Origin of the sequence: Phocaeicola sp. RTP21359st1_B8_RTP21360_211022 (assembly GCF_040911965.1) — a bacterium.
Lineage (GTDB): Bacteria > Bacteroidota > Bacteroidia > Bacteroidales > Bacteroidaceae > Phocaeicola > Phocaeicola vulgatus.
Genome location: NZ_JBDFXP010000020.1, coordinates 1 through 25150 on the forward strand (window position 1 = coordinate 1; position 25150 = coordinate 25150).

Sequence of the window (25150 nt, forward strand, 5' to 3'; positions counted from 1 at the left end):
ATAGTAATTTTGTAACAAGTTATGGATGGAGCTCTTTTCAATTAGAATACAGCGCACTTTTCAATTAGTATCTACAGAAAGGGGTGGAAGGGACGTCTTTTCGGTGGTTTTTTTATTTGAAGGATATGAAAACCACCGAATTTTTCCGGGAAAACCATCGGAATAGGAAAAACGGAATTTCCTTTGGAAATTTATATTTCCGGGATACGGCGTTTTTTTCTTTTCGTCCGATCTCTTTTTCACCACATTCAAGCAGGTCTGCAAAAGTACTCTTTAGCGCCTGAAAGATGATTGTGTAAATAGTTGAAAATAAGTGAAGTATAAAGCTGGTGGTGGTTTTTTAAAAGGGGGTGTGAAAAACCACCGAATGGGACATTTTTAAATTCTTAAATCTGCATTTTTTTGTAGGTGACAGAAATAAAAAAAATCCCCGAAATTGCTGAATTTCAGAGGATTTCAAGAGTGAAAAGTTCTTTCGAGTGGTGCCACCAGGAATCGAACCGGGGACACAAGGATTTTCAGTCCTTTGCTCTACCAACTGAGCTATGGCACCAAAATGGTTATCGGTAGAGCTTTTCACTTTGTAATAGAAGACCTCTCAGAAACTATTGTTTCTTGTTTTCGGTTGCAAAGGTAGGCATATTTTTTGATTCTACAAATTTTTTGCAAATTTTCTATGAAATTCTTTTTGATTTCAAAAAAATGCTTTACCTTTGCACTCGCAAAACAGAAACGGAATGTAGCGCAGTTGGTAGCGCACTACGTTCGGGACGTAGGGGTCGGGCGTTCGAGTCGCCTCATTCCGACACTGTAAAGGATAAGTCGCTAATAATTAGCGGCTTTCTGTTTTTTTAGAGATAAAGCCAGAACAAATACGGGCACCCTATTTTATGGGTCAAATTCTATTCTCGGATTATGATGCTAACATCCTACCAGCCGAATATTTTTTGTGAAAGTATATAGGGAGGTAAGAGTTTTTCGTTATCTTTGCTCCCTACATGATAAAACTGATTTTATTTTCCTGTTAACCATTAGGATCATAAGATATACCTTCTTGATGATTTCTTTAAGTAAAAAATGAGAATTAATGAATATGAGAAATTTGTTTTTGACTTTAGCTTTCGGTCTATGTTCCGGCGTATTCGCCCAAAATACGACTGTTTTTGAATCTCCTATTATGGGGTGGAGCTCATGGAATACCTATCGGGTTCATATCAATGACACCTTAATAATAAGGCAAGCGGATGCTATGGTGCAAAAAGGACTGAAAGAAGTGGGCTATTCCTATGTGAATATAGATGACGGTTTTTTTGGATGGCGGGATGAAAAAGGAGTGATGCAAACACATCCCGAGCGTTTCCCGAACGGATTGAAGGGAGTGGCGGATCATATTCATTCTTTAGGATTGAAAGCCGGTATTTATTCGGATGCGGGAAGCAATACTTGCGGTTCCATCTGGGATAAAGATATGAACGGCATAGGTTCCGGTTTGTATGGACATGAATTTCAGGATGCCACGTTGTATTTTAAAGAGTGGGGATTTGATTTTATCAAGATTGATTATTGCGGAGCCGGTCAGGAATTGAATCTGGAAGAAGAAAAACGATATACCGAAATACGCCAGGCTATAGATAATCTGGGTTGCGGACATGTTTCTATTAATATCTGTCGATGGGCTTTCCCAGGTACTTGGGCTAGAAACCTTGCTCGTTCATGGCGAATCAGTGCGGATATCCGCCCGGAGTGGGGATCAGTAAAATATATCATCGATAAAAATCTTTATCTGTCTGCCTATGCGGGAGAAGGTCATTATAATGATATGGATATGTTGGAGATAGGTCGAGGGCTAAAACCTGAAGAGGAAGAGGTACATTTTGGAATGTGGTGTATCATGAGTTCACCTTTGTTGATAGGATGTGATCTGACAACCATTCCGGAGACGTCATTAAAACTGTTGAAAAATAAAGAACTGATAGCTTTGAACCAAGACCCTTTAGGATTGCAGGCATACGTAGTTCAGCATGAAAATGAAGGGTATGTGTTGGTGAAGGATATAGAACGAAAGCGTGGTAATGTACGTGCGGTTGCTTTATACAATCCTTCGGATACGATTTGTAGCTTTACAGTTCCGATGAATATTTTGGAATTAGGAGGAAAGGTTAAGGCACGCGATCTGGTGAAACTGCAGGATTTACCGGAGATAAAAGGGGGTGTTCTGAATCGAGAATTACCTCCCCATAGTGTGCTGATTTTACGTATGGAGTCCGAGAAGAGATTGGAAGCGACTGTTTATGAAGCGGAATGGGCTTATCTGCCTTGTTTCAATGATTTGGGAAAGACTCCGAAAAGCATCGTATATGCTCCGTTACATGAAGCATCCGGAGGCATGAAGGTAAGTTATCTGGGAGGGCGGAAAGAGAATTTTGCAGAATGGAAAGAGGTGTACAGCGAGCAGGGCGGTGAATATGAAATGACTATCCGCTATGTGCCTAAAGCAGACCGTAAGCTGGAAGTCTGTGTGAATAATGAAAAAAGGATTCTTCTTGATTCGCTGTCGGCGGATGAGACTCAAAAGATAGCTTCGATTACTGTTCCGGTGCATTTGAAAGCAGGGAATAATAAGATACGTATGGGAAGCTCATTTTGCTGGGCTCCAGATATAGACTGTTTTACTTTGAAAAAAGTAAGTGAGTAGGCTGATAAGATCTATCTTCTTGAAGTACCACTTTGATAAAGAGTAAGAATATGAGTGTAACAAATGTCACCCGTGAGGAATTGTGGGCAAAGCAACATTTGTCTTGCAAAAACATGGATTATGCGGTATGGGAACGGGATAAATCCACGCTCCAGAAGTTGTCCAGAATCAATGGCGGCTGTTCTTTCGTGGTGGATGTATATAAAGGATGTTATGCGTATGCTTCTACGGGTTTTGTCGATTGGTTGGGGTATGACAGGCACAAGATAGAAACATTGGAAAAACAGGGTGATTATCTGGAGTCACGTATTCATCCGCATGATCGTTCCCAATTGGAAGACTTGCAAGTCAGGCTGGGGAAGTTCATTTATAACCAGCCTTTTGAACATCGGAATGACTATTGTAATGTGTATAGTTTCCGTATACTCAATGCTCGTGGAAACTATGTGCGTGTAACAAGCAGGCATCAAGTTTTGGAACAGAGCCATGACGGAAAAGCATGGCTCATTATAGGGAATATGAGTATGGCTCCCGGCCAAAAAGAATCAGAACAGGTGGAATGTACTGTGCTGAATCTGAGAAATGGAGAAATGTTTTCACCCGGTGTGGTGATAATGAATCCGGCTTTCGGTCTTACCGGACGTGAAATGGAGATATTACGCCTTATCCAACGAGGATTCTTAAGCAAAGAAATTGCCGATAAATTATGTATCAGTATTCATACCGTCCATATTCACCGGCAAAATCTGTTGCGTAAGCTGGGAGTACAAAACTCTTTGGAGGCAATACGCCTAGGACAGGAGTCGGGGCTGTTAAGCTGATGCCCGATTTCATCGGGTCAAGGCATCCATTCTACTACTCCTGTAACAGGATGTTGCTTTCTCCATTCCTTAAATCCGCTATAATCCCGCACCCCATCCCGGATGACTGCCTGATAATACTCCACTCCGATGATTTTCTCGGTTTCCGGTGTTTCATATTTTAATCTTAGAATAGTTTCCCGTATTTCATCGGTCATAATTTCCGAAATGCGTTGGGCTACCTTTTCAAAATAACCGTCATAACGTGAACCTTCCCGGATGTGAATCATATCCATCTGCCAAAGTTCATTTTCTTCATTTTGATACCATGCATGCCATTCGATACAGGCTTCGGCAGTATGCAGCAGATTAGCGCATTCTATTCTTTTGATGGACGGATTCTCTGCTAGTCTGGCCATTGCCTGAAAGCTGTCCGTCAGGTTTAAGGCTGATGAATAAATATGGAAATCAATGTCCCTATGTTTCATCAGTAGCCCTGTTCTGAGTGAACCTACCAGATTAATTTTTGCACCGGCATCTTCCCATATCTGGATGATGTTCGTGTTTTTGATAACTTGCCAGGCTTTTTCCTGATTCTGTTTGGCAATGTCGAAAATATTCATACGCTGTCTTTTATAGTTGGTTTGCAAAAGTAGAGAAAAGCTTTCAAACTGAAGATAGTTATAAATAACTATTTATTGCCGGAATGAATCGGGAGAAAGGGGGTAGCAAGGAACTTAGTAATGCTTCCTTTTCAAGTAAATGACAGATTGTATTCCCAACATGATGACAAACAGATATTCGGTTGTCATATATACCGCTAAAGGTGCATGTACACAGTGGCTCAGCCAGTAAAGATAAAGAAGATATACCATAATGGTAACCACTTGGAAAATAAAGGCAATTTTTGTCTTTCCGGTTCCGGTGACGGCACTGATGTAGACATATCCGGGTACTGCGAATATATAATTGAACAGCATGACGATGAAAGGGGGGACAGTGTGTTGCACCAGTGTTTCGTTGTTGGTGTAAAATCCGATAATCCAATAATCACAAAACAATGCGACTCCTACCAGCGGAAAACCGATGGCATATCCCATTTTGATGATTTTGTGGCAGATAGGAAAAACACCTTTTTGTTGTCCGGCTCCTAAAAGATTGCTTACCAAGGAACCGTTGGTGGCTCCTAAAGAACTGACAATCACAAAAAAAGAGGGTGGAAACGCTGCGGGTTATGTTGGAAACGGCCAGTTCCATCTTTCCTAAATGTTCGATGGCGATGAAGAACAGGAACCACGGCGCCATACTGATAAAAGAATGCAGCATGCTCCATACGGACAGGTAAAACAGTCTTTTCAATAGCTTTCCATCAAATATCGGTTGCAGTCCATACTTGTTTTTATCAATCTTTCTCCACATATGGATAAGGAGAATGATTAACGATCCCATTTCTGCTAGCGTTGAGGCTATTGCCGATCCTGCTATCCCAAATTTTAAGGTAAATATTAACAGGTAATTGAAAGGGATGTTGATAAGTACGGCTGCTATTGCGGCCCAAGATAAGGACCTGGTCTTTATTATTCCCACAAAGAAAGCCCGGAGTGCCAGAAAGGGAAATGAAAATAAAAGTCCGAAACTGCGCCAGTCCAGATAGTCCGTTACAGCCTGATAGATTTCCGGTGAGGTAATTAATTGTTTCAAGAGGAAGGGGGAAAGGCCCTGTATCAACAAACATAAAGAGAGTGCTAGTCCGGAAAGGAAAAATAGTCCTTGAAAGAAGGTACGTCCTGTTTCTGCATAGTTCTGTTCTCCATTCCTGCGGGCAATCATGACTTGTAGTCCTATGCTGAAACCGAAGCCTAGCATATAAGTTGCCAGATAATATATTCCTGCCAAGGCAGATGCGCCAAGTTCCACTTCACCGACATGGCCCAGAAAGACGGCATCGGTAATGTTGATTAATTGCTCCATTAAAACGCTCATCATTACAGGAAGGTTGATGAGCCATATTTGTTTATATGTATAATTCATTGTTTAACTTAATGTATAACCATGCTTATGCACTTATCGGTTTAGGGATGGTGCACAATCTGTGTGGATTAATAATAAGGGTATAAAACTCTGTAACAAATCTTATTTAAGATCCGTCAAAATAGCCAAATAGTTTGGATTGGTAGTGCTATTCGTTGAATGTAGCTATATACAGAGTTGATGTTTCATTAGTTAAACAATTGTGTTTTGCAGGTTAAATCAAATCTCCTGGTTCGGCATAAATTTTGTATTCGCTCTCTAGTCCCTTGAAATCTTTTCTGAGGAGTACAATTTTAGCTTTGGGGGTAAGCCAAATGTTTAGTGGAATGGCATTCTTCTCTTGAAATGAAAATATAGTGCTGAATTCTTTTCTCAAAGACTCGTCTGAGGTTGCGGTATAATTAGGGAGTGAGAAAAATGAATTTATGTAGTTATACAGTATTTGTTTGCTTTTCATAGATCCCCCTTTTTCATATTTCTCATTTTTGGCATACAGCATAACAGATGGGACACCTTGATGGATATGGGTTTGCGTACTCAGATAATATCCGTCCAGATTATTTGCATAGCCTGTGGTAAAATCGGAGTCGGTTACGTCTTTCCAATTGAAAGCAAGGAAATCTTTTTTATTTGTGATATCAATGGATATTGTATCACTACTATAGATTATTTCATTGTTTTTGTAACCTAGCAGATAAGTCTTGTATGTGCCGGGTGAATAATAAACATGTGCCCATTTGAAAAATGTTGTTTCCACATATCTGGCATAATTTGAATGACTGAATACTTTAAAGCTATTTGGGGAATGAGATGATTTCCACACTATGGAATCATACACTTCGCTTAGACAAGGTGCATCTTTACCAAAATCAAAAGATTGGTAGAATACAATAGGAGCAAATATGTTTTGAGAACTTGTTTCTGCTTCTAATATAATTTTGATCTCTTTATTTTCTGTTTCTTTATTTTGGCTACCATCCATATCGGCCTCTTCTTTGGAGCAAGACAAGACAAAGAAGGTAAGTAGTAAAAAACAGTAGAATATCTTTTTCATGTTTGTTTTTGAGTTGGGTAAATAGCTCTGTTTGTAATGTCGAAAACAAAGCTAGCAAATATATTTGATAATCTCAGCTTTGTATCCTATATTTTATTTTTGACTGATGATTTGATAATCAAAATCGGTAAACAAAGACTTTACAGAGATTCAAGAGGTTCCTGCACATACCTCATATACTCCTCATAGTCTATATACCTTCCACCCATTGACTTTAAGTGTGGGGTTTCAAACTGACAATCAATCAAGGTTCCTCCCAACTCCTGAAATGTTTGTGCCAGATAGATAAGCGCCAGTTTCGATGCATTGGGGACTAGAGAAAACATGCTTTCGCCGAAAAAACACTTTCCCAAAGTGACTCCATAGAGTCCGCCGACCAGACAAGATTCTTCCCATACTTCCACGCTGGTCGCGAAACCTTGCTCATGCAGGCGGATGTAGGCTTTCATGATATCTTTGCCCAACCATGCTCCCGTTTCTTCCATCCGCAGATTGCCGCAGGTTTGAATCACTTCATGGAATGCCTGGTTAAAACTGACTCCATATTGTTCTTTGTTCATAAAAGTACGCATGGAGTGAGAAATGTGAATCTCGTTAGGGAAAATCACAAACCGTTTCAGGGGACACCACCATTGTATCTGTTTTTCACGGAAAGCATACCAAGGGAATATGCCATTGGAATAGGCAAGGAGGAGACGGTCTACGGAGAGGTCGCCGCCCACTGCCAATAGTCCGTCCGGTTCGCCATAGTGAGGGTCGGGAAAAACAAGTTTTTGAGTTAGTTGAAAGACCATATTGTTTTTTATTTATTGGATTCATATAATATCTTCTGTAGTAACTTCTCCGTATCTCTGCCTCTGCGGAGAAGTTGCCGATTCATTTAAAGGTATTACTCTTTGAGTACTTGCAAGCTCAATTCTCCGTTTCCTGCTGTCACTCTTACTTTACCTCCTGTTTTTAATGTTCCGAATAGGATTTCACGCATAAGCAGTGGCTTCAGCTGCGAAGTAATTACCCTGTCCATTTCCCTGGCACCATATTCTTTGGTGAAACCTAGTTTCAGCAGATGCTTATAGGCTTCCGGGCTGAGTTCCATTCCTACATGACGTGCAGACAGTTTGTTTTTCAGTTCGTTGAGTTTTTTGTTCAGGATGAGAGAAGCCATTCCGTAATCCATATCATGGAAGACGACTGTTGCAGACAACCGGTTGATGAATTCAGGTTTGAAAGTTTTCTTAACCTGTTTCAACATTGCCTCTCCGGCAGTAATTTGTCCGCTGAAACCTATAGAAGCTTGGTGCGCGAATTGTGCTCCGGCATTGGAGGTCATGATAAGTATAACATGGCGGCAGTCCGCTTTCCGTCCTTTGTTATCCGTCAGTACGGCATAGTCCATGACTTGCAGCAGGATATTGAATATATCAGGATGCGCTTTTTCTATTTCGTCAAGCAGTAACACACAGTTGGGAGTTTTGCGGATAGCATCTGTCAGCAGTCCGCCGTCTTCATAACCTATATATCCGGCAGGTGAGCCGATGAGTTTGGCCACTGTATGCTTTTCCGTATATTCGCTCATGTCAAAGCGTTGCAGGGCAATACCTAGTTCGGAGGCCAATACTTTGGCTACTTCCGTCTTTCCCACTCCGGTGGGGCCAACGAAGAGAAGGCTGGCCAGTGGTTTGTTTTCGTCCAGTAGCCCGGCTTTGGCCATTTGTACGGCTTCCACCACTTGGCAGACAGCTTCTTCCTGACCGTATATCTTTGCACTGATGCGTTCATGCAAGGTTTCTAATGTGGCATTGTCCTCTTCCTTCATGGCGAGTACATCCACTTTACAGATACGTGCCAGTATATCGGTTATCAATGCTTTGTCCACCGTTTGTGTTTCTGTATCTGTGGGGTGGATTTCACGATAAGCCCCGGCTTCGTCCACCAGGTCGATGGCCTTGTCGGGCAAAAAACGGTCGCTGATATACCGTGCGGCAGCTGTGACGGCATATGCTATCACTCCTTCTTCATAAACTACTCCATGGAACGTTTCGTACCTTTCTTTTAATCCTTCCACTATGTGGATAGTTTCTTCGATTCCGGGTTCCTGTATGTCAATCTGTTGGAAACGCCGTACCAATCCTCTGCTACGTGAAAAATAGCGGTTGAATTCTTCGTAAGTAGTGGAACCGATAAACCGGATCTCTCCTCCTTCCAAATAAGGCTTGAGCATATTAGAGGCATCCATCGAACCGTCTCCCGTCCGTCCGGCGCCTATCAGGTTATGTATTTCATCTATATATACAATGGCGTGTCCTTCTTTCCGTATTCCTTCCATAATGGCTTTCAGCCTTTTCTCGAATTCACCCCGATATTGTGTACCGGCCAATAAGTTGCCTAAATCCAGTTCGTAGATACGACAGCCTGTGAGGCGTTCGGGAACATTGCCTGCTTCTATACGTGCAGCTAGTCCGTAGACCAGTGCGGTTTTTCCCACTCCCGGTTCACCCACGTGCAGAGGGTTGTTCTTTTCTTTGCGGCAGAGAACTTGAATGGTGCGTTCCAATTCCACATTCCGGCCTATAAGCGGATTCCGGTCTTGCAGACCTTCATTGAGGCAGGTGACGTAGTTGCGCCAAGGTTCGCTTTTCTCTTGCTCAGAGGAAGTTTCCTCTTGAAACTGATTCATGTGCTCGTAATTTGAAATGAGGGAGCTGAGAAACTCCGGCATATCTTCTCCCACTGTTTCTTTTAGCAGATAGCCGGCCCATGAATCTTCCAGTTGAAGCATTCCTTGTACCAGATGAGGAACATCCATTTCTTCTGCGCTTGAATGGCTGATTGTCATATAGGCATATTGCAGCAGCTCGGAGAGTTGACCTGAAATTTCCAACTCATATTCTATTTCTTGAGGAACTCGTTCCACTTTTTTCGACAGATATTCGGAAATGGACTGGGACAGTTCTTCCGGGGTACAAAAACACTCTGCCAATGCTTTTTGAAAAGGAACTTGTTCCAGCAATGCGCTCAATAAGTGTTCGGGCGTGATAAATTCATGCCGATATTGCATCGCTTGGCTCTGCGCAGAAGCGAAAGCGTAGTTCACCGAATCGGTATTTGGTATATCCATATCTTATTCTTGATTTTTTATTCTTCTTCCGGTGTAACCGTGAGTCGGAGAGGGAAACCCTCTTCACGAGCCATACGGGTGGCTTTTTGTACTTTTGACCGGGCGATATCATACGTATAGATGCCTATTACGGCCGATTCACTTTTGTGTACTTGCATCATCAAAGCTTCTGCTTCCATCGTTGATTTGAAAAAAACGGTAGTTAATATCTTTACAACAAATTCCATTGTAGTAAAGTCGTCATTGAAAATAGTAACTTTGAAGCGTCGCGGCTCGCGAAGGTCTATACGTTCTTTTTCTTTATAAGATGATTGTTGTTGTTCCATATTGGTATTTGTCATACGTACTTATGGCACAAAGGTAGGGAAAGTATTGGAAAGGTAGGGTAGGGAAGAGATGAATTTTGTAGACGGATGGTCTGGAGCTGATGTCTTGAATTCCTTTCATGCCTGTCTGTCATTCTTAAAACATCCATATATAATAAGATGTTTCAAGGATGACAGACGTGTATGAAAAATAAAATGTGAAAAAATTCAAGGATAAGAGGTGGAAACTTAGACTTTTCTGTGAACAAACTGGCCGTCAATCCAAATGGTGGCATGGTTTCCCCGGAACTTCAGCAGGATATATTCGGGGTCTTCCGGTCCTTTAGGAAAATGATGGATAAACCAGTCTTGCCATAACTCTTTCTTGGTGCCAGTGTCTGATACAACTTCCACTTCTCCGGTCATGGCCACGCTGTTTCCCTCTTTGTAGAAACATATGCCGGCTTTCGGATTAGAGCGGAAATCCTTTGTCTTTGCCGAACTGTTTCCTGTTGCAAACCAGATGGTTGTTAATCCTTCCGTTTTGATTTTACTCAAGGGAACCGGCCGGGGATACCCTTCTTTATTGATGGAAGTTAGTGTGACTACTTCACATTGTTGAAGCAAAGCTTTTGCTTTTTCTTTAAGTGATCCCATTGTTTCTTTTTAGTTTTTGATACGGTACAAAAGTAAGAAACGCCAGGATGGCTTCGTTGTAAAAAAACGACTTTTATAGTTTCAGATATGTTAATGTGGTTTCTTCCGTAACCGGTAAGGATAAAAAGGAACCGGGTGTATTGCCTGATAAGGCTTTTATTTCCTTACTCAAATGGGCTGTGTCATAGTATCCGGCCTCAATGGCAACAGAGAAGAGTTGATTGGAAGAGGTGGAACGCAGTAAATCCACTGCATTCTTGAATTTGATAATCCGGCTGTATTCCTTAGGGGAATATCCGGTCTGATGTTTGAACTTGCGCTCGAAGTGTCTTTGGCACAAGCATACATTTTCTACTAAAGAACGGATAGGCAGTTGGCCTTTGGAAAGGTTAATGCAATCTACTGCATATGATATCTGTTTTTCTATCTTGTTGTTAGTACATAAGGCTTGGGTGAGAAAAGATTCTATCAGTCTGATTTTGTCCTGTATGTACGGTTGTTCACATAATCTTTCTGCTAGCGAGTCGTTGAAGATACCTCCTGACTCAAAAGTGCTGATTCTTTGATTCCCAAGTTCTTCCAATGGTAATTGCATGAAGCGGAATAAACCGCAAGGCAGAAAACGGATACCAAACATATGGATGCTTTTCGCATAGGTTATTAGGGTGGAGTATCGGCTCATGGGACCTACAAAATAAGAGCGGTAGGGTTGCATTATAAGACTTTCTTGTTCCGCTATGTCAGCTACTTCGCCAAGGGTGAAGATAAAATCGGTGCAACCGTCCGGCAATATGTTGATTTTCATCCCATAGTCCGGATTGCCTTTAAATTCCCAGTATTTGTCAATATAGGGGGCTAAAAGCAGGGAAGGCTGGTATTCATTATACATGAAGATTGTTATTTCTTTTTAGCAGCGATAGCTAGTAATACTCCCAGTACCCCCCAGATTACCATGCGTGGGATAATACCGAAGGTCTTGTTGTGATACACTCCTGTGCTGATGCGAAGCCCAAGCATTTCTCCCAAAGTAGCTAGAATGGCGAACTTCACAAAACTCATGACCATACCATGGATTGCATTGAAAGATTTGTACCATTCATAAATGGTATCGCTAATAAAAAAGGGTAGAAACAATGCTATTACAAACAAAAAGAACAGAATATCACTCTTTTTCATAGATAGAAATGTGTTTTTCATTAATATTTGCGACAAACATACGAAAAAAATCTAAGTTCCTAACCAAACAATAATTTAAATTCGACGGCTCTTTATTTGTTATCTAGCTATAATCTTTTATCTTTGTTTCCCGTCATGGAATAAAATAAAAAGGTTATTATGAAAACAAAAGGATGGATTTTAACTGTAATTTGTAGTATGTTGTTATTGGTGGCGGGTATCACTTTTGCATCAATGGTGCTTGTCGGGCAACCGGCTTTGGCAAACGAATCATTGTGGTGGTGGATCTTGATAAATTTTGGTGTGATGGTTTTATTATTCGGGTATGGCGTGAAACGGGGAATCCAGATATTGCGTATCTTCAGCATACCGAAAAGCAAACTGACACGGGAACCAGGTGTCGTGGTTTGTGATTATAATATCAGCCTGAAAAAGTATGCTTTGTATAAATTGTGGGACATCCGTCATTTCAGTTTTTCTTTGTTGTTCATCATTTATATTTGTATTGCACTGTGTACAGGGCACTATATTGTTCCCGAAGAGCAAAGCCTGTTCAGTCCGCTGCTGATTTGGTTCTTGTGTCTTATTTATATCTTGATTATGCTGCCTGTCAGACTAAATAAGATTTATAAGCGGAGTATTGCGGGGCAGACTTGGGTAGAAATAACTCCGGAAGGGCTGACATATGATAAGGCGGAACTGAAACAGACATTCCCTTGGGAGGAGATAGCAGGTATAGCTCTTTATAAGACTTATTGCTTTCTGTATGATAAAAGAGGCGGTGAATTTTTGATTGTAACTTCGGATGAAAAGGTGAAAGAATCCCTTCTTTACTATTTAAATACGAAAAAATAATGAATTAAAGCTAAGTGTTTTTTATAATAAGGTTGTTCATATTATTATAATGTGTATTTTTGTAACAAAGTAATAATGAAAAACCTCTTAAGTATGAAAACACCTGTTCTCGCGCTATTCATTTCTTTAGTGGCATTTGGAGCCTGTGTGTCCAATAAACAAACCCAGCCGTCAACCGATTATACCCAATTGGTGAATCCGTTTATCGGAACCGATTTTACCGGCAATACTTATCCGGGAGCGCAAGCGCCTTTCGGAATGGTACAACTTAGTCCGGATAACGGTTTGCCCGGATGGGACCGTATTTCCGGTTATTTTTATCCGGACAGTACGATTGCCGGATTCAGTCATACCCATTTGTCGGGAACGGGAGCCGGAGACTTGTATGATATCTCTTTCATGCCTGTAACTTTGCCTTATCAGGAAGCGGAAGCTCCTTTAGGCATCTATTCCAAATTCTCTCATGCGGATGAAGAGGCTTCAGCTGGTTATTATCGCGTGTTGCTGAAAGATTATGATATCAATGTGGAGTTAACTGCTACAGAGCGTTGCGGTATACAGCGTTATACGTTTCCTGAAGGAGAGTCGGCTGTCTTTCTGAATCTGAAGAAAGCGATGAATTGGGACTTTACCAATGATTCTTATATTGAGATAATTGACTCATGCACCATTCAGGGATATCGTTTTTCCGAAGGATGGGCAAGAGACCAGCATGTGTATTTCCGCACTCGTTTCTCCAAACCGTTTGCCTCGGTAGAGATGGATACTACTGCCATTGCTTTGAAAGGTAAACGTGTAGGTACGGCTTATATCGCCCGCTTTAATTTTGATACGGAAAAAGGAGAGCAGATTGTTCTGAGTACTGCTCTTTCGGGAGTAAGCATGGAAGGTGCTGCTAAAAACATGGCGGCTGAAGCACCTCACAATGATTTCGATAAATATTTGGCTGAAACTAAAGATAATTGGAACCGTCAGTTGGGAAAAATAGAGGTAACAGGTGATAACAAGGACGATAAGGTTAATTTTTATACAGCATTGTATCATACAATGATTGCCCCGACTATTTATAGTGATGTGGACGGGGCTTATTATGGTCCCGATAAGAAAATTCATCAGACGGATGGTTGGGTGAATTATGGAACTTTTTCATTGTGGGATACTTATCGTGCCGCACATCCGTTATTTACTTATACGGAACCTCAGCGTGTCAATGATATGGTGAAATCATTCATTGCTTTTTATGAACAGAACGGACGTTTGCCGGTATGGAATTTTTGGGGAAGTGAAACGGATATGATGATTGGCTACCACGCTGTACCTGTTATTGTCGATGCTTATTTGAAAGGTATTGGTGATTTTGATGCAGAGAAGGCATTGGAGGCTTGTGTGGCTACTGCTAACTTGGATGATTATCGCGGCATTGGTCTGTATAAAAAATTAGGATATATACCTTATAATATAAAGGATGAATATAATGCGGAAAATTGGTCGCTTTCCAAAACATTAGAATATGCTTTTGATGATTATTGCATAGCCGAAATGGCTCGGAAGATGGGGAGGACTCAATTAGCGGACGAATTCTACAAGCGTTCTCAGAATTATCGCAATGTGTTCAATCCGGCGTCAAGCTTCATGCAGCCGATAGATGATAAAGGAGTATTCCAACCTAATTTCAGCCCGGATGACTACACTGCCCACATTTGTGAAAGTAACGGTTGGCAGTACTTTTGGTCTGTACAGCAGGATATTAAGGGGCTAATTGCCTTGACTGGTGGTAAGGATCGTTTTACGGAAAAGTTGGATAGTATGTTTACTTATATCCCGGCTGGTAATGCAGATTTGCCTCTTTTCAGTACAGGTATGATTGGCCAGTATGCTCATGGTAATGAGCCTAGCCATCATGTGATTTATTTGTATAATAAGGTACGTCAGCCTTGGAAAACTCAGAAGTATGCGGCGCAGGTCATGCATGACCTTTATTTCAATGCACCTGCCGGACTGTGTGGAAATGAGGATTGTGGACAGATGTCTGCCTGGTATGTATTCAGTGCTATGGGATTTTATCCTGTCAATCCGGTAAGTGGTGAATATGAGATTGGTACGCCGTTGTTCCCCGAGATACAGATGCATCTGGATAATGGAAAAACGTTCACAGTACTGGCCCCTGGAGTAAGTCGTGAAAATATCTATATCCAGTCGGTGAAAGTAAATGGGCAACCATACGATAAGAGCTATATCACACACCGGCAAATAATGGATGGTGCTACTGTAGAATTTGAAATGGGTCCGGAACCGGGAAATATTTGGTATAGATAGATAATAATTGGTTCAACTTATTAAGAATTGTAATTGTACAGGAGGTGAGTTAAAAGTAATATTTGTTATCGTTTTGCTGTAGAGGCGGTTTGAATCTGCCTGAAAATTGTATGATGAGCGGAAGCTTTCTGCCCCTACAGTGGATGATTGGATCGTTATTTGGAACATTGGCTCTCTCCTTCATACAAAGGTGAATTATATAATATGAACGAGGAACTTGATGACACCTATAAGGTCGTCTTTCGTCAATGCTATCCTAAGCTGTTGTTCTATGCGACACGGCTGGTCGGTACCGAAGAAGCCGAAGATGTAGTGCAGGATGTTTTTGTGGAGTTGTGGAGGCGGAGAGATTCAGTCGTCATAGGAGAGCAGATTTTAGCTTTCCTTTATCGTTCTGTATATACCAAGGCTATAAATTTATTGAAGCATCAGATTATAGAGAATAACTACAGTGCGGCAATGATAGAGATCTATGAACGAAGATTGCAATATTACCAGCCGGATCATGCTGAAGTTATTAAAAAGATAGAGAATCAGGAATTGCGTCAGGAAATTTTTGGAGCGATTAATGAATTGCCGGATAAATGTAAGGAGGTGTTTAAACTGAGCTATCTTCATGATATGAAAAACAAGGAAATCGCTGATACTCTTGGCATTTCTTTACGTACCGTAGAGGCACATATGTATAAGGCCTTGAAATTTTTGCGCGAACGTCTCAGCCATTTATTATTGTCATTGATTATATTTTCAGCAAAACTGCTAAGTGTTTTTACAAGTTGAATTGTTTACTATATGAATAGGGAAAAAGATGAGTAAACTTAACGAAGATATTATTATCAGGTATTTGGAAAACCGATGCTCGGAGGAGGATTTTGTTCTTATCAATGAATGGATGAAAGAATCTGATGAGAATGCCGGAGAGCTGTTCCGTATGGAGGAGATTTATCAGTTAGGTAAATTCCCCTTTGAGGAGGAAAATCTGGTAGTGAGGGCAGAGCGCAGGTTGGGTAGAAGATTGGAACAGGAAAATCAAAAGAAACAAGAGGTGTTCAAGCTTAGAAGTGTGTTGCGTTATGCAGCTGCTATAGTGGGCGTGATGGTGCTGGCTGCGGGATTAGCCTATTGGTTCCGGAATAAAGCGGAGGAATTGGTGGTAGCATCGGCTGCTCATGGACAAGTGCGTGAGATGTTGTTGCCTGACGGGACAAAAGTATGGTTGAACCAGTCGTCTGTTTTAAAATATCCGCGTGCTTTTGAAGGAAAGGAACGTCATGTATATCTGGATGGAGAAGCTTATTTTGAAGTAGCACGTAATCATGAGAAACCTTTCATGGTAAAAAGCCCGGCAATGGATGTCAGGGTCTTGGGAACCTCTTTTAATATAAAATGTCGTCCGGATAACAGTTTTGCGGAAACAACCTTGATAGAGGGTGAAGTTGAGGTAAAAGATAAATCGGACAAAGGAAGAATTACTTTGTTGCCGGGACAAAAAGCCGTTTTAAACAGGGTAACAGGGCGGATGCAAGTAAAACAGGTCGATCCCAAGATGGAGATAGTCTGGCATAATGACTTGATTCCATTTGAAAAGTCATCTATTTTCCAGATTGCGGCAGCATTGGAACGGTTCTATGGAGTGAAGATAATCCTTTCACCGGATGTAGACAGTACTAATACTTATTCAGGTGTACTGAAAAAGAAAGATAATATAGAGTCTGTGCTGAATTCTTTGCGTAACTCTATTCCTTTCAATTATAAGAAAGTAGATGATAACAATATATTTATCTCATCGGAAACAAAATAATTTTTAAATAAAGATCTATGAAAATCAACATGCTCTTAAGCGGCTGTCTTCTAGGGTTATTGTGTTTCACTGCATGTGATTCTGAGGGCAATGAAATGAATGATTACACCCATTATGTCAATCCTTTTATTGGTACAGGAGGCCATGGGCATACTCATCCGGGTGCTATGGTTCCTCATGGCATGATACAGCCGGGGCCGGATACTCGTATTGACGGTTGGGATTCCTGTTCCGGATATTATTATGAAGATACTACGATCAATGGTTTTGCCCATACACGTCTTAGTGGTACAGGGTGTGCGGATTTCGGAGATTTCCTGTTGATGCCGACTGTAGGTGTGCAGCGTACTGATTTCTTGGGAACAGAAAGCCAGAAGCGTCCTTTCGCATCGGCTTTTTCTCATGAAAAGGAATATGCCGAACCGGGATATTATTCTGTTTTTCTGGATACATACGGGGTAAAAGCCGAACTGACTTCGACAGAGCGTGCGGCAATGCATCGGTATACTTTTCCGGAAAGTAAGGAGTCTGGATTTATCTTGGATATGGACTATAATATTCAGCAACAAATCAATCAGGTAATGGAAGTGGAGGCAGTGAATGATACTGTGTTGCGGGGGCGCAAACGCAGTGCCTATTGGGCATACCGACAGGATCTTTATTTTTATGCCGTATTTTCCAAACCCTTTACGTATACCTTGTACACGGATACTGTTCAGGAAAATGACAAACAGATTCCTGTATGTAAAATGCTTTTGCATTTTGAAACGGCGAAAGATGAACAAGTGCTGGCTAAGTTCTCTATCTCTTCTGTTGATGCGGAAGGTGCTTATAAGAACCTCCAGGCTGAGATGTCCGGTTGGAATTTTGATGGAGTGCGTGCCGATGCTAAGAAGAAATGGAATGAATGCTTGTCAAAGATTGCAGTCAAAACCAATGATGAAGACCAGCGTGCCATTTTCTATACGGCTATGTATCATGCTTTCCTAAGTCCCAATCTGTTTACAGATGTAGACGGGCGTTACTTGGGAATGGATTTGAAAGTGCATACCACCGACATGAAACATCCGGTTTATACCATTTTCTCTTTGTGGGATACTTTCCGTGCGTTACATCCGTTACTGACTATTGTTGATCCTCAGTTGAATACGGAGTTTATCCGTTCATTAATAAAGAAGCATCAGGAAGGTGGTATCTTTCCGAAATGGGACTGTGTGTCCAATTATACCGGAACTATGGTGGGATATCATGCGGCTTCGTTGGTAACCGATTCTTATGTGAAGGGATACCGCGATTTTGATGTGCAGGAAGCTTACAAGGCATGTCTGCGTGCAGCGGAATATGACACTACCGGTATTGTAGCTCCCGATTGGCTGATTCCATATGTTATGCCCAAAGCACGTTATTATAAGAATACTCTTGGCTATATTCCATGTGACCGTGAGAATGAATCGGTGGCGAAAGCATTGGAGTATGCGTATGATGACTGGTGTATCTCCGTGCTGGCAGACAGCTTGGGAGATACTGAAACCAAGGAGAAGTATGCCCGTTTTGCAGATGCTTACGAATTTTATTTTGATCCTGCCACCCGTTTCATGCGTGGATTGGATAGTAAAGGTGAATGGCGTACTCCGTTCAATCCCCGTTCTTCCAATCACCGTAATGATGATTATTGCGAGGGTACTGCATGGCAATGGACTTGGTTTGTTCCGCATGATATCCCGGGACTGGTGAATTTGATGGGTGGGGAGGATGCTTTCGTAGGAAAGCTGGACTCCTTGTTTACGGTTTCTTCCCAGTTGGAAGGGGAGGCTACCTCTGCTGATATCACAGGACTGATAGGCCAGTATGCGCATGGCAATGAGCCTAGTCATCACATTACTCATATGTATAACTATGTAAACCGTCCATGGCGTACTCAGGAATTGGTTGACAGTGTGCTGTATAACCAGTATTTCAATGCTCCTGACGGCTTGTCGGGTAATGAAGATTGCGGTCAGATGTCTGCCTGGTATATTTTGAATTCCATGGGCTTCTATCAGGTATGTCCCGGTAAGCCGGTTTATTCTATCGGACGTCCGTTGTTTGAGGAGGTGACGATTAATTTGCCCGACCGCAAGACTTTCGTTATCCGTACCCACAATAATTCGAAGACCAATAAGTATATTGAGTCGGTTTTGTTGAACGGAAAACCGCTGGATGTTCCTTTCTTTACCCATGATGATCTGGTACGTGGAGGAACGATGGAGATTACCATGAGTCCCGTACCGACGGAATGGGGAAAACAGGTGAAGAATTAAAAGTATAACTTAACCCAAATAGCAATATCATGAAAAAACTATTTCTATCAGTTGTAGCGCTGTGTGTCACGCTGTTTGTACAGGCAAAGGATTATGCAGACTATGTGAGTCCGTTGGTAGGTACACAGTCTTCCTTTGAACTCTCTACAGGAAATACTTATCCTGCCATATCCCGCCCGTGGGGTATGAATTTCTGGACTCCCCAGACAGGAAAGATGGGGGACGGATGGCAGTATGTTTATACGGCTAATAAAATCCGTGGTTTCAAACAAACCCATCAGCCCAGTCCGTGGATTAATGACTATGGTCAATTTTCCATCATGCCCGTAACAGGAAAACCGGAATTTGAAGAGGACAAGCGTGCAAGCTGGTTCTCTCATAAAGCTGAAATTGCAAAACCTTATTATTATAAGGTTTATTTGGCAGAACATGATGTCGTAACCGAAATGGTTCCTACGGAGCGTGCCGTAATGTTCCGTTTCACTTTTCCTGAGAATGATTCATATGTAGTGGTGGATGCTTTTGATCGTGGTTCGTCTGTCAAGGTGATTCCCGGAGAAAACAAAATCGTGGGCTATACTACCCGTAACAGTGGTGGTGTTCCTGCCAACTTCAAGAATTATTTCGTTATTGAGTTTGATAAGCCGTTTACTTATGAGGCTACGTTCTCTAATGATGTACAGCCTGAAAAACCGGATGGCAGTGTTCCTGTAACCTTGAAAGAAGGTAAACTGGAGCAGACTGATTTCCATACCGGAGCCGTTATCGGTTTCAAGACAAAGAAAGGCGAAGTAGTTCATGCCCGTGTGGCCTCTTCATTCATCAGTCCTGAACAAGCAATTCGGAACCTGAAGGAATTGGGTGGTGACAGTTTTGAAGTATTGGTACAGAAAGGTAAAGAGGCTTGGAATGAGGCCTTAGGTAAAGTAGAGGTGGAAGGTGGAACATTGGATCAATACCGCACTTTCTATTCCTGCTTGTACCGTTCCTTGTTGTTTCCGCGTAAATTCTATGAACTGGATGCCAACGGACAACCTGTTCATTACAGTCCTTACAATGGCGAAACGCTGCCGGGATATATGTATACGGATACAGGTTTCTGGGATACATTCCGTTGCTTGTTCCCTTTCTTGAACCTGATGTATCCTTCGGTAAATAAGGAGATACAGGAAGGTTTGGTTAATACTTATAAGGAAAGCGGTTTCTTCCCCGAATGGGCCAGCCCCGGTCATCGTGGTTGCATGGTCGGCAATAATTCAGCTTCTATCTTGGTCGATGCTTATCTGAAAGGAGTACGTGTGGAAGATGTGGAAACATTATACAAAGGACTGATTCATGGAACGGAAGCCGTACATCCTGAAGTTTCTTCTACCGGACGTCTGGGATATGAATATTATAACAAGCTGGGCTATGTGCCTTGTGATGTGAAGATTCATGAGAATGCAGCCCGTACATTGGAATATGCATACGATGACTGGTGTATTTATCAGCTGGCGAAAGAGTTGAAGCGTCCGAAGAAGGAAATCGCACTTTTTGCCAAACGTGCCATGAACTATAAGAACCTGTTTGATTCGGAAAGTAAATTGATGCGTGGCAAGCAGAAGGACGGCAAGTTCGCTCCTGAATTCTCGCCGTTGAAATGGGGAGGTGACTTTACGGAAGGAAACAGCTGGCATTATTCCTGGTCTGTATTCCATGACCCTCAGGGATTGATTGATTTGATGGGAGGTAAGGAAATGTTCGTTACCATGCTTGATTCTGTCTTTTCGGTTCCCCCCATCTTTGATGATAGCTATTACGGACAGGTAATTCATGAGATTCGTGAAATGACAGTCATGAACATGGGTAACTATGCACATGGAAACCAGCCCATCCAGCACATGATTTATCTGTATGACTATGCAGGCCAGCCTTGGAAAGCGCAATATTGGTTGCGTGAGGTGATGAACCGTATGTATACAGCCGGTCCGGACGGATATTGCGGTGATGAAGACAATGGTCAGACTTCGGCATGGTATGTATTCTCCGCATTAGGGTTCTATCCGGTATGTCCCGGTACGGATGAGTATATTCTGGGTGCTCCGTTGTTCAAGAAGGCGACACTTCATTTTGAAAACGGAAAGAACTTGGTAATAACCGCATCGGATAACAGCGATACCAACCGATATGTAGATGAAATGCGTGTAAACGGTACTGTTTATACCAAGAATTATTTGAAGCATAACGAATTGTTACAAGGCGGTACTATTGACTTCAAGATGACCGACCGTCCGAATATGCAGCGTGGAACACAAGAAAGTGATTTGCCTTATTCATTTTCAAAAGACGAAAAAGTAAAATAAAAGTTTCACCATGCACTTCTCTCTTGTAAAGAGAGGTTGGAGGGGGATGTTCTCTTTTGGCAGCATTGCAAGAGTACATCCCCTTTTTCTTTTTAAGTATTTCTTCTATACGTCAAAGTCCGATGATATTACTACTTTTGCCTTTCCTCTGCTTTTTTCTGGAAAATTTAGAAAAAAGAACAAGATTGAGTAAGTGTTTTCTTTTAGCTGCCTGTTTTTATTCTCGAAAGGGGAATGAGAACCCCTTCACTGGAGAAAAACAAGTCAGTGTTAACGAATTTATAAATTATGAAAGGCAATCAATTAATGAGAAAGCCCAAATTACTCAGGGCGCTTTTGATTCTTTTGTTTGTGGCTGCACCCATACAATGGACCCGCGCGCAAATCGTTCTTTCAACTCCCAAGACAACGCTTGGAGCAGTGATCAAGAACATTAAATCACAGTCTAACTATCAGTTTTTCTATGATGACAAGCTGGCTGAAATGCCGGTGAATGCCATTGATGTGAAGAACGGTTCATTACAGTCTGTACTTGATGCGGCTTTGCAAGGCAAAGGAATTACGTATAAGATAGAGGATAATATTGTCTATCTTTCAGCATCCGGAGAGCCTCAGACACCTCAACAGACAGGACAGGAACATACAGTAACCGGAACAGTGGTTGATGCGACAGGCGAAGCCTTGATTGGTGTAAACGTACAAGTGAAAGGAAATCCCACAGCCGGTACGATTACAGACTTTGAAGGTAACTATTCTTTGTCCGTTCCCGGAAATGGTGAGATTGTGTTCTCATACATTGGTTACCGTTCGGAAACATTGAAGCCCGATGGCAAGAATGTACTGAATGTAACCATGCAGGAAGATACACAGCAGATTGGCGAAGTGGTGGTAACCGCTTTGGGGATCAAACGTGAGAAGAAAATGTTGGGTTATGCGGTTCAGGAACTGAAGAGCGATGAACTGAACAAGACAGGTGACCCCTCGGTAACCAGTGCCTTGCAGGGCAAGGTGGCAGGTCTTCAGATGAATACTTCAGCTACAGGTCTGGGGGGCTCTACGAAGATTACCATCCGTGGAAACTCTTCTCTGACAGACAATAACCAGCCGTTGTGGATTGTGGATGGCGTTCCTTTCAGCGACACTAGCACTTCAAGCGCATCCCGCTATGATGGTGTGGACCGTGGTAGCGCTTCCATGGACATTAATCCGGATGATATCGAGAGTATTTCTGTTTTGAAGGGTCCGAATGCGGCTGCTCTTTACGGTTCACGTGCAGGTAATGGCGTTATCTTGATTACGACAAAGAAAGGTAGTAAGAAGGATGGTTTCGGAATCCGTTATAGTGGTAATTTCACTTGGACAGCTATCGGCGAGACATTGGATATGCAACGCCGTTACGGACAAGGACATATTGATACAAAAGATGCCAAGACTGCGGTGTATGACAAAACGGATAGCGGAAGCTGGGGCCCGGTATTGGATGGAAGCATGAAAGAGGCTTGGAACGGAGAAACGTACGCTTACTCTAACTATGGGGATAAGTTGAAAGATTATTTTGATACCGGTTTTTCACATACGCATAACGTATCTATCAGCAACGGTACAGAGAAATCACATTTCCGTACTTCTTTCGGATACTCCGACAATGACGGTGTATTCCCCACTGAAAGTTTGAGCCGTGTGAATGCCGATCTGAATGCAGGAACGGAATTGAACAAATGGGTGTCTATGGACGGAAAAATTTCTCTTTCACGTACAAAAGCCGATAACCGTCCACTGTATGGAGATTACGGTGCTATTTCCCAGTTGATGAGAATCCCTAACAACGTCCGTCTGGATGACTTGAAACAATATTCTGATGAAACTCATGCGCATGTGAATTGGACAGGGCCTACTGCCAGTATCCGTAATCCTTATTATGTATTGCATCAGCGTCAGAATTCGGATGAACGTTGGCGTGCTTTCGGATATTATAGCATGAAAATCAATTTCACTGATTGGCTGCATCTATCTGCCAAATACGCTTTTGACTACTACCGTACCAGAGTGCAAAGCACCAATGCGGGGGATGGTATCAATGGAGAAGCCAATACTTCCATGATTACGAATGATTCAATGGACCGTAGTGAAGAAAACTTCTTCGAGTCAAATGCTGAAGTCATTTTGATGGGTGACCGTCAGTTGACTGATAACTTCCGTCTGGGCTTCAATGTCGGTGGTAACTTTATGTACCAGCGTTCGGAAACTTTGGGCGTGGGCGTAGGTAATATGGTGGACAAAGGTAACTGGATGCTGAATGCGGCCAATTTGTTGAGAACCGGTAGTGAGGATGGCTACAAGCGTGCCATGAACTCGGTGTTCGGCTCTGTACAGATGGCGTGGAAGGAATATCTGTCTTTGGATTTGACAGCCCGTAATGACTGGTCATCCACTCTTCCGTCAGGTAACAATTCTTTCTTCTATCCGTCTGCCAACCTCAGTTTCGTAGTGTCGGACTTCTTGCGCTCTATCGACAAACCGTTGCCAAGCTGGGTGACATTTGCCAAGGCACGTCTGTCTGCCGCACAGGTAGGTAAGGATACAAGCCCTTATCAGTTATACAATACCTACTCTTTCAAATTCGATAATGGTGTATTGACCCCGACCAAAGACAATGTGAAGATGAACGACCAGTTGAAGCCTGAAATCGCGACTTCTTACGAAGCGGGTCTGGATATGAAGTTCTTGAACAATCGCCTGGGATTTGATTTTACTTATTATTACAGCAAGACAAAGAACCAGATTATGAAAGTACCCGCAGCAGCTCCCTGGAGTGGAGGACAATGGGTAAATGCAGGTATGGTAACCAATCAAGGCGTGGAACTGATGTTGTATTCCACTCTGGTAGAAACAAAGGATTTCGCTTTTGACTTGAATGTGAATATGGCTCACAACGTATCGAAGGTGAAAGAACTGGCTCCGGAAGAAAATGTGAACTATATGTTCTTTAACGGTGACGGAAACTTCCCTGTAAAAGTAGGTACACGCGCCGGACACAAATTAGGCGAGATTTATGCTACGTCGCTTTATAAGCGCAATGAAAACGGTGATATTATCGTAAATGAAAATGGGTTGCCCATGACTGTGACCAATGAGTCCGAATATGTGAACAAACCTATCGGTAATATCCAGCCAAAGCTGACCATGTCTGTATCTCCTACCTTTACTTATAAGGGGATTACACTGTCCGCACTGTTTGATATGAAATTCGGTGGTGATATCTTCTCTTATTCCGAGATGCTGGCTACCGGAAACGGTTTGGCTAAACGTACCTTGAACCGTGGTGAGGAAAACAACTATATGATGGTATTCCCCGGTGTGACAGAGTCAGGCGAGGTGAATACAAAACAGGTGTCCGCTTCAGAATACTATGGTGCATTGCAGGCTGAGGATTTCATCTACGATGCTTCTTTCATTAAGCTGAAAGAATTGTCAATCGGCTATTCATTCCCCTCGTCCATGCTGAAGAAGACTCCTGTCAACTCGCTGAATGTTTCATTTGTTGCACGTAACTTGTGCTATCTGATGAAGCACACACCGGGTACAAGCCCCGAAGGTGGCTATGACACTACGATGTTCTCACAAGCCATTGACTATGCATCGTTGCCGTTTACACGTACTTTCGGTATTTCTATCAACTTAGGTTTCTAATTAATTAAAA

At 42.2% G+C, this 25150-nt stretch carries 16 protein-coding genes, 2 tRNA genes and 2 pseudogenes; 10 read left to right on the plus strand and 10 right to left on the minus strand.

Translation table 11 applies throughout. The annotated features are described in order from the left end of the window. Positions 1-480: 480 nt before the first annotated feature. Positions 481-553 (minus strand) — tRNA-Phe (locus AB5062_RS11785). Positions 554-733: 180 nt separating this feature from the next. Here AB5062_RS11785 and AB5062_RS11790 point away from each other — a divergent pair. The 3 genes from AB5062_RS11790 (at position 734) to AB5062_RS11800 (ending at position 3516) form a co-directional block, all read left to right on the plus strand. Continuing rightward, a tRNA-Pro gene (locus tag AB5062_RS11790) sits at positions 734-806 on the plus strand. 281 nt (positions 807-1087) lie between these two features. Further along, positions 1088-2695, plus strand: coding sequence for an alpha-galactosidase (locus AB5062_RS11795; RefSeq protein WP_032952910.1), 1608 nt, complete (start codon positions 1088-1090; stop codon positions 2693-2695). A 50-nt stretch (positions 2696-2745) separates the two neighbouring features. Next, the gene (locus tag AB5062_RS11800) at positions 2746-3516 is read left to right on the plus strand and encodes a LuxR C-terminal-related transcriptional regulator (RefSeq protein ID WP_032952909.1); all 771 of its coding nucleotides are present in this window, start codon (positions 2746-2748) and stop codon (positions 3514-3516) included. 17 nt (positions 3517-3533) lie between these two features. Here AB5062_RS11800 and AB5062_RS11805 read toward each other — a convergent pair whose 3' ends face one another. From AB5062_RS11805 to AB5062_RS11845, 9 genes and pseudogenes are all read right to left on the minus strand, one after another. After that, positions 3534-4118: a nucleotidyltransferase domain-containing protein gene (locus AB5062_RS11805; RefSeq protein WP_032946123.1), complete on the minus strand. Its 585-nt coding sequence runs from the start codon at positions 4116-4118 to the stop codon at positions 3534-3536. 114 nt (positions 4119-4232) lie between these two features. Next, positions 4233-5526, minus strand: a pseudogene (locus tag AB5062_RS11810) (MATE family efflux transporter). 214 nt (positions 5527-5740) lie between these two features. Then, positions 5741-6580 carry a hypothetical protein gene (locus tag AB5062_RS11815; protein ID WP_032946122.1) on the minus strand — a complete coding sequence of 280 codons (840 nt, stop codon included), beginning with the start codon at positions 6578-6580 and terminating at the stop codon, positions 5741-5743. 140 nt (positions 6581-6720) lie between these two features. Then, entirely contained in the window at positions 6721-7374 is a 654-nt protein-coding gene (aat, locus tag AB5062_RS11820; RefSeq protein WP_005840948.1) for a leucyl/phenylalanyl-tRNA--protein transferase, read from the minus strand. A 95-nt stretch (positions 7375-7469) separates the two neighbouring features. Continuing rightward, complete coding sequence (locus tag AB5062_RS11825) at positions 7470-9698, minus strand: AAA family ATPase (RefSeq protein ID WP_011964841.1); 2229 nt, start codon at positions 9696-9698, stop codon at positions 7470-7472. Positions 9699-9715: 17 nt separating this feature from the next. After that, positions 9716-10024 carry an ATP-dependent Clp protease adaptor ClpS gene (locus tag AB5062_RS11830; protein ID WP_008781423.1) on the minus strand — a complete coding sequence of 103 codons (309 nt, stop codon included), beginning with the start codon at positions 10022-10024 and terminating at the stop codon, positions 9716-9718. Positions 10025-10252: 228 nt separating this feature from the next. Then, positions 10253-10660, minus strand: coding sequence for a pyridoxamine 5'-phosphate oxidase family protein (locus AB5062_RS11835; protein ID WP_005840956.1), 408 nt, complete (start codon positions 10658-10660; stop codon positions 10253-10255). Positions 10661-10733: 73 nt separating this feature from the next. Beyond that, a complete protein-coding gene (locus tag AB5062_RS11840) occupies positions 10734-11549 on the minus strand; it encodes a DUF6597 domain-containing transcriptional factor (protein ID WP_005840958.1) in 816 nt (271 codons plus the stop codon). A 38-nt stretch (positions 11550-11587) separates the two neighbouring features. Next, positions 11588-11836 (minus strand): annotated as a pseudogene (locus AB5062_RS11845) (hypothetical protein); the annotation flags it as partial. Positions 11837-11995: 159 nt separating this feature from the next. On the opposite strand from AB5062_RS11845, the gene AB5062_RS11850 reads away from it, so the two are divergent. From AB5062_RS11850 to AB5062_RS11880, 7 genes are all read left to right on the plus strand, one after another. Next, positions 11996-12691, plus strand: coding sequence for a hypothetical protein (locus AB5062_RS11850; RefSeq protein WP_032946121.1), 696 nt, complete (start codon positions 11996-11998; stop codon positions 12689-12691). Positions 12692-12784: 93 nt separating this feature from the next. Next, positions 12785-15007 (plus strand): GH92 family glycosyl hydrolase, encoded by a 2223-nt coding sequence (locus AB5062_RS11855; RefSeq protein ID WP_005840963.1) that lies wholly within the window; start codon positions 12785-12787, stop codon positions 15005-15007. 204 nt (positions 15008-15211) lie between these two features. Beyond that, on the plus strand, positions 15212-15787 hold the full coding sequence (locus AB5062_RS11860) for an RNA polymerase sigma-70 factor (RefSeq protein ID WP_032938185.1): 576 nt from the start codon (positions 15212-15214) through the stop codon (positions 15785-15787). Positions 15788-15815: 28 nt separating this feature from the next. After that, positions 15816-16808 carry a FecR family protein gene (locus AB5062_RS11865; RefSeq protein WP_005850706.1) on the plus strand — a complete coding sequence of 331 codons (993 nt, stop codon included), beginning with the start codon at positions 15816-15818 and terminating at the stop codon, positions 16806-16808. A 17-nt stretch (positions 16809-16825) separates the two neighbouring features. Further along, on the plus strand, positions 16826-19108 hold the full coding sequence (locus tag AB5062_RS11870; RefSeq protein WP_005840970.1) for a GH92 family glycosyl hydrolase: 2283 nt from the start codon (positions 16826-16828) through the stop codon (positions 19106-19108). Between the two features lie 29 nt (positions 19109-19137). Continuing rightward, positions 19138-21450 (plus strand): GH92 family glycosyl hydrolase, encoded by a 2313-nt coding sequence (locus AB5062_RS11875; protein ID WP_005840972.1) that lies wholly within the window; start codon positions 19138-19140, stop codon positions 21448-21450. Between the two features lie 288 nt (positions 21451-21738). Beyond that, positions 21739-25140, plus strand: a complete 3402-nt coding sequence (locus AB5062_RS11880) for a SusC/RagA family TonB-linked outer membrane protein (RefSeq protein ID WP_008667595.1) — start codon at positions 21739-21741, stop codon at positions 25138-25140. Positions 25141-25150: the final 10 nt, after the last annotated feature.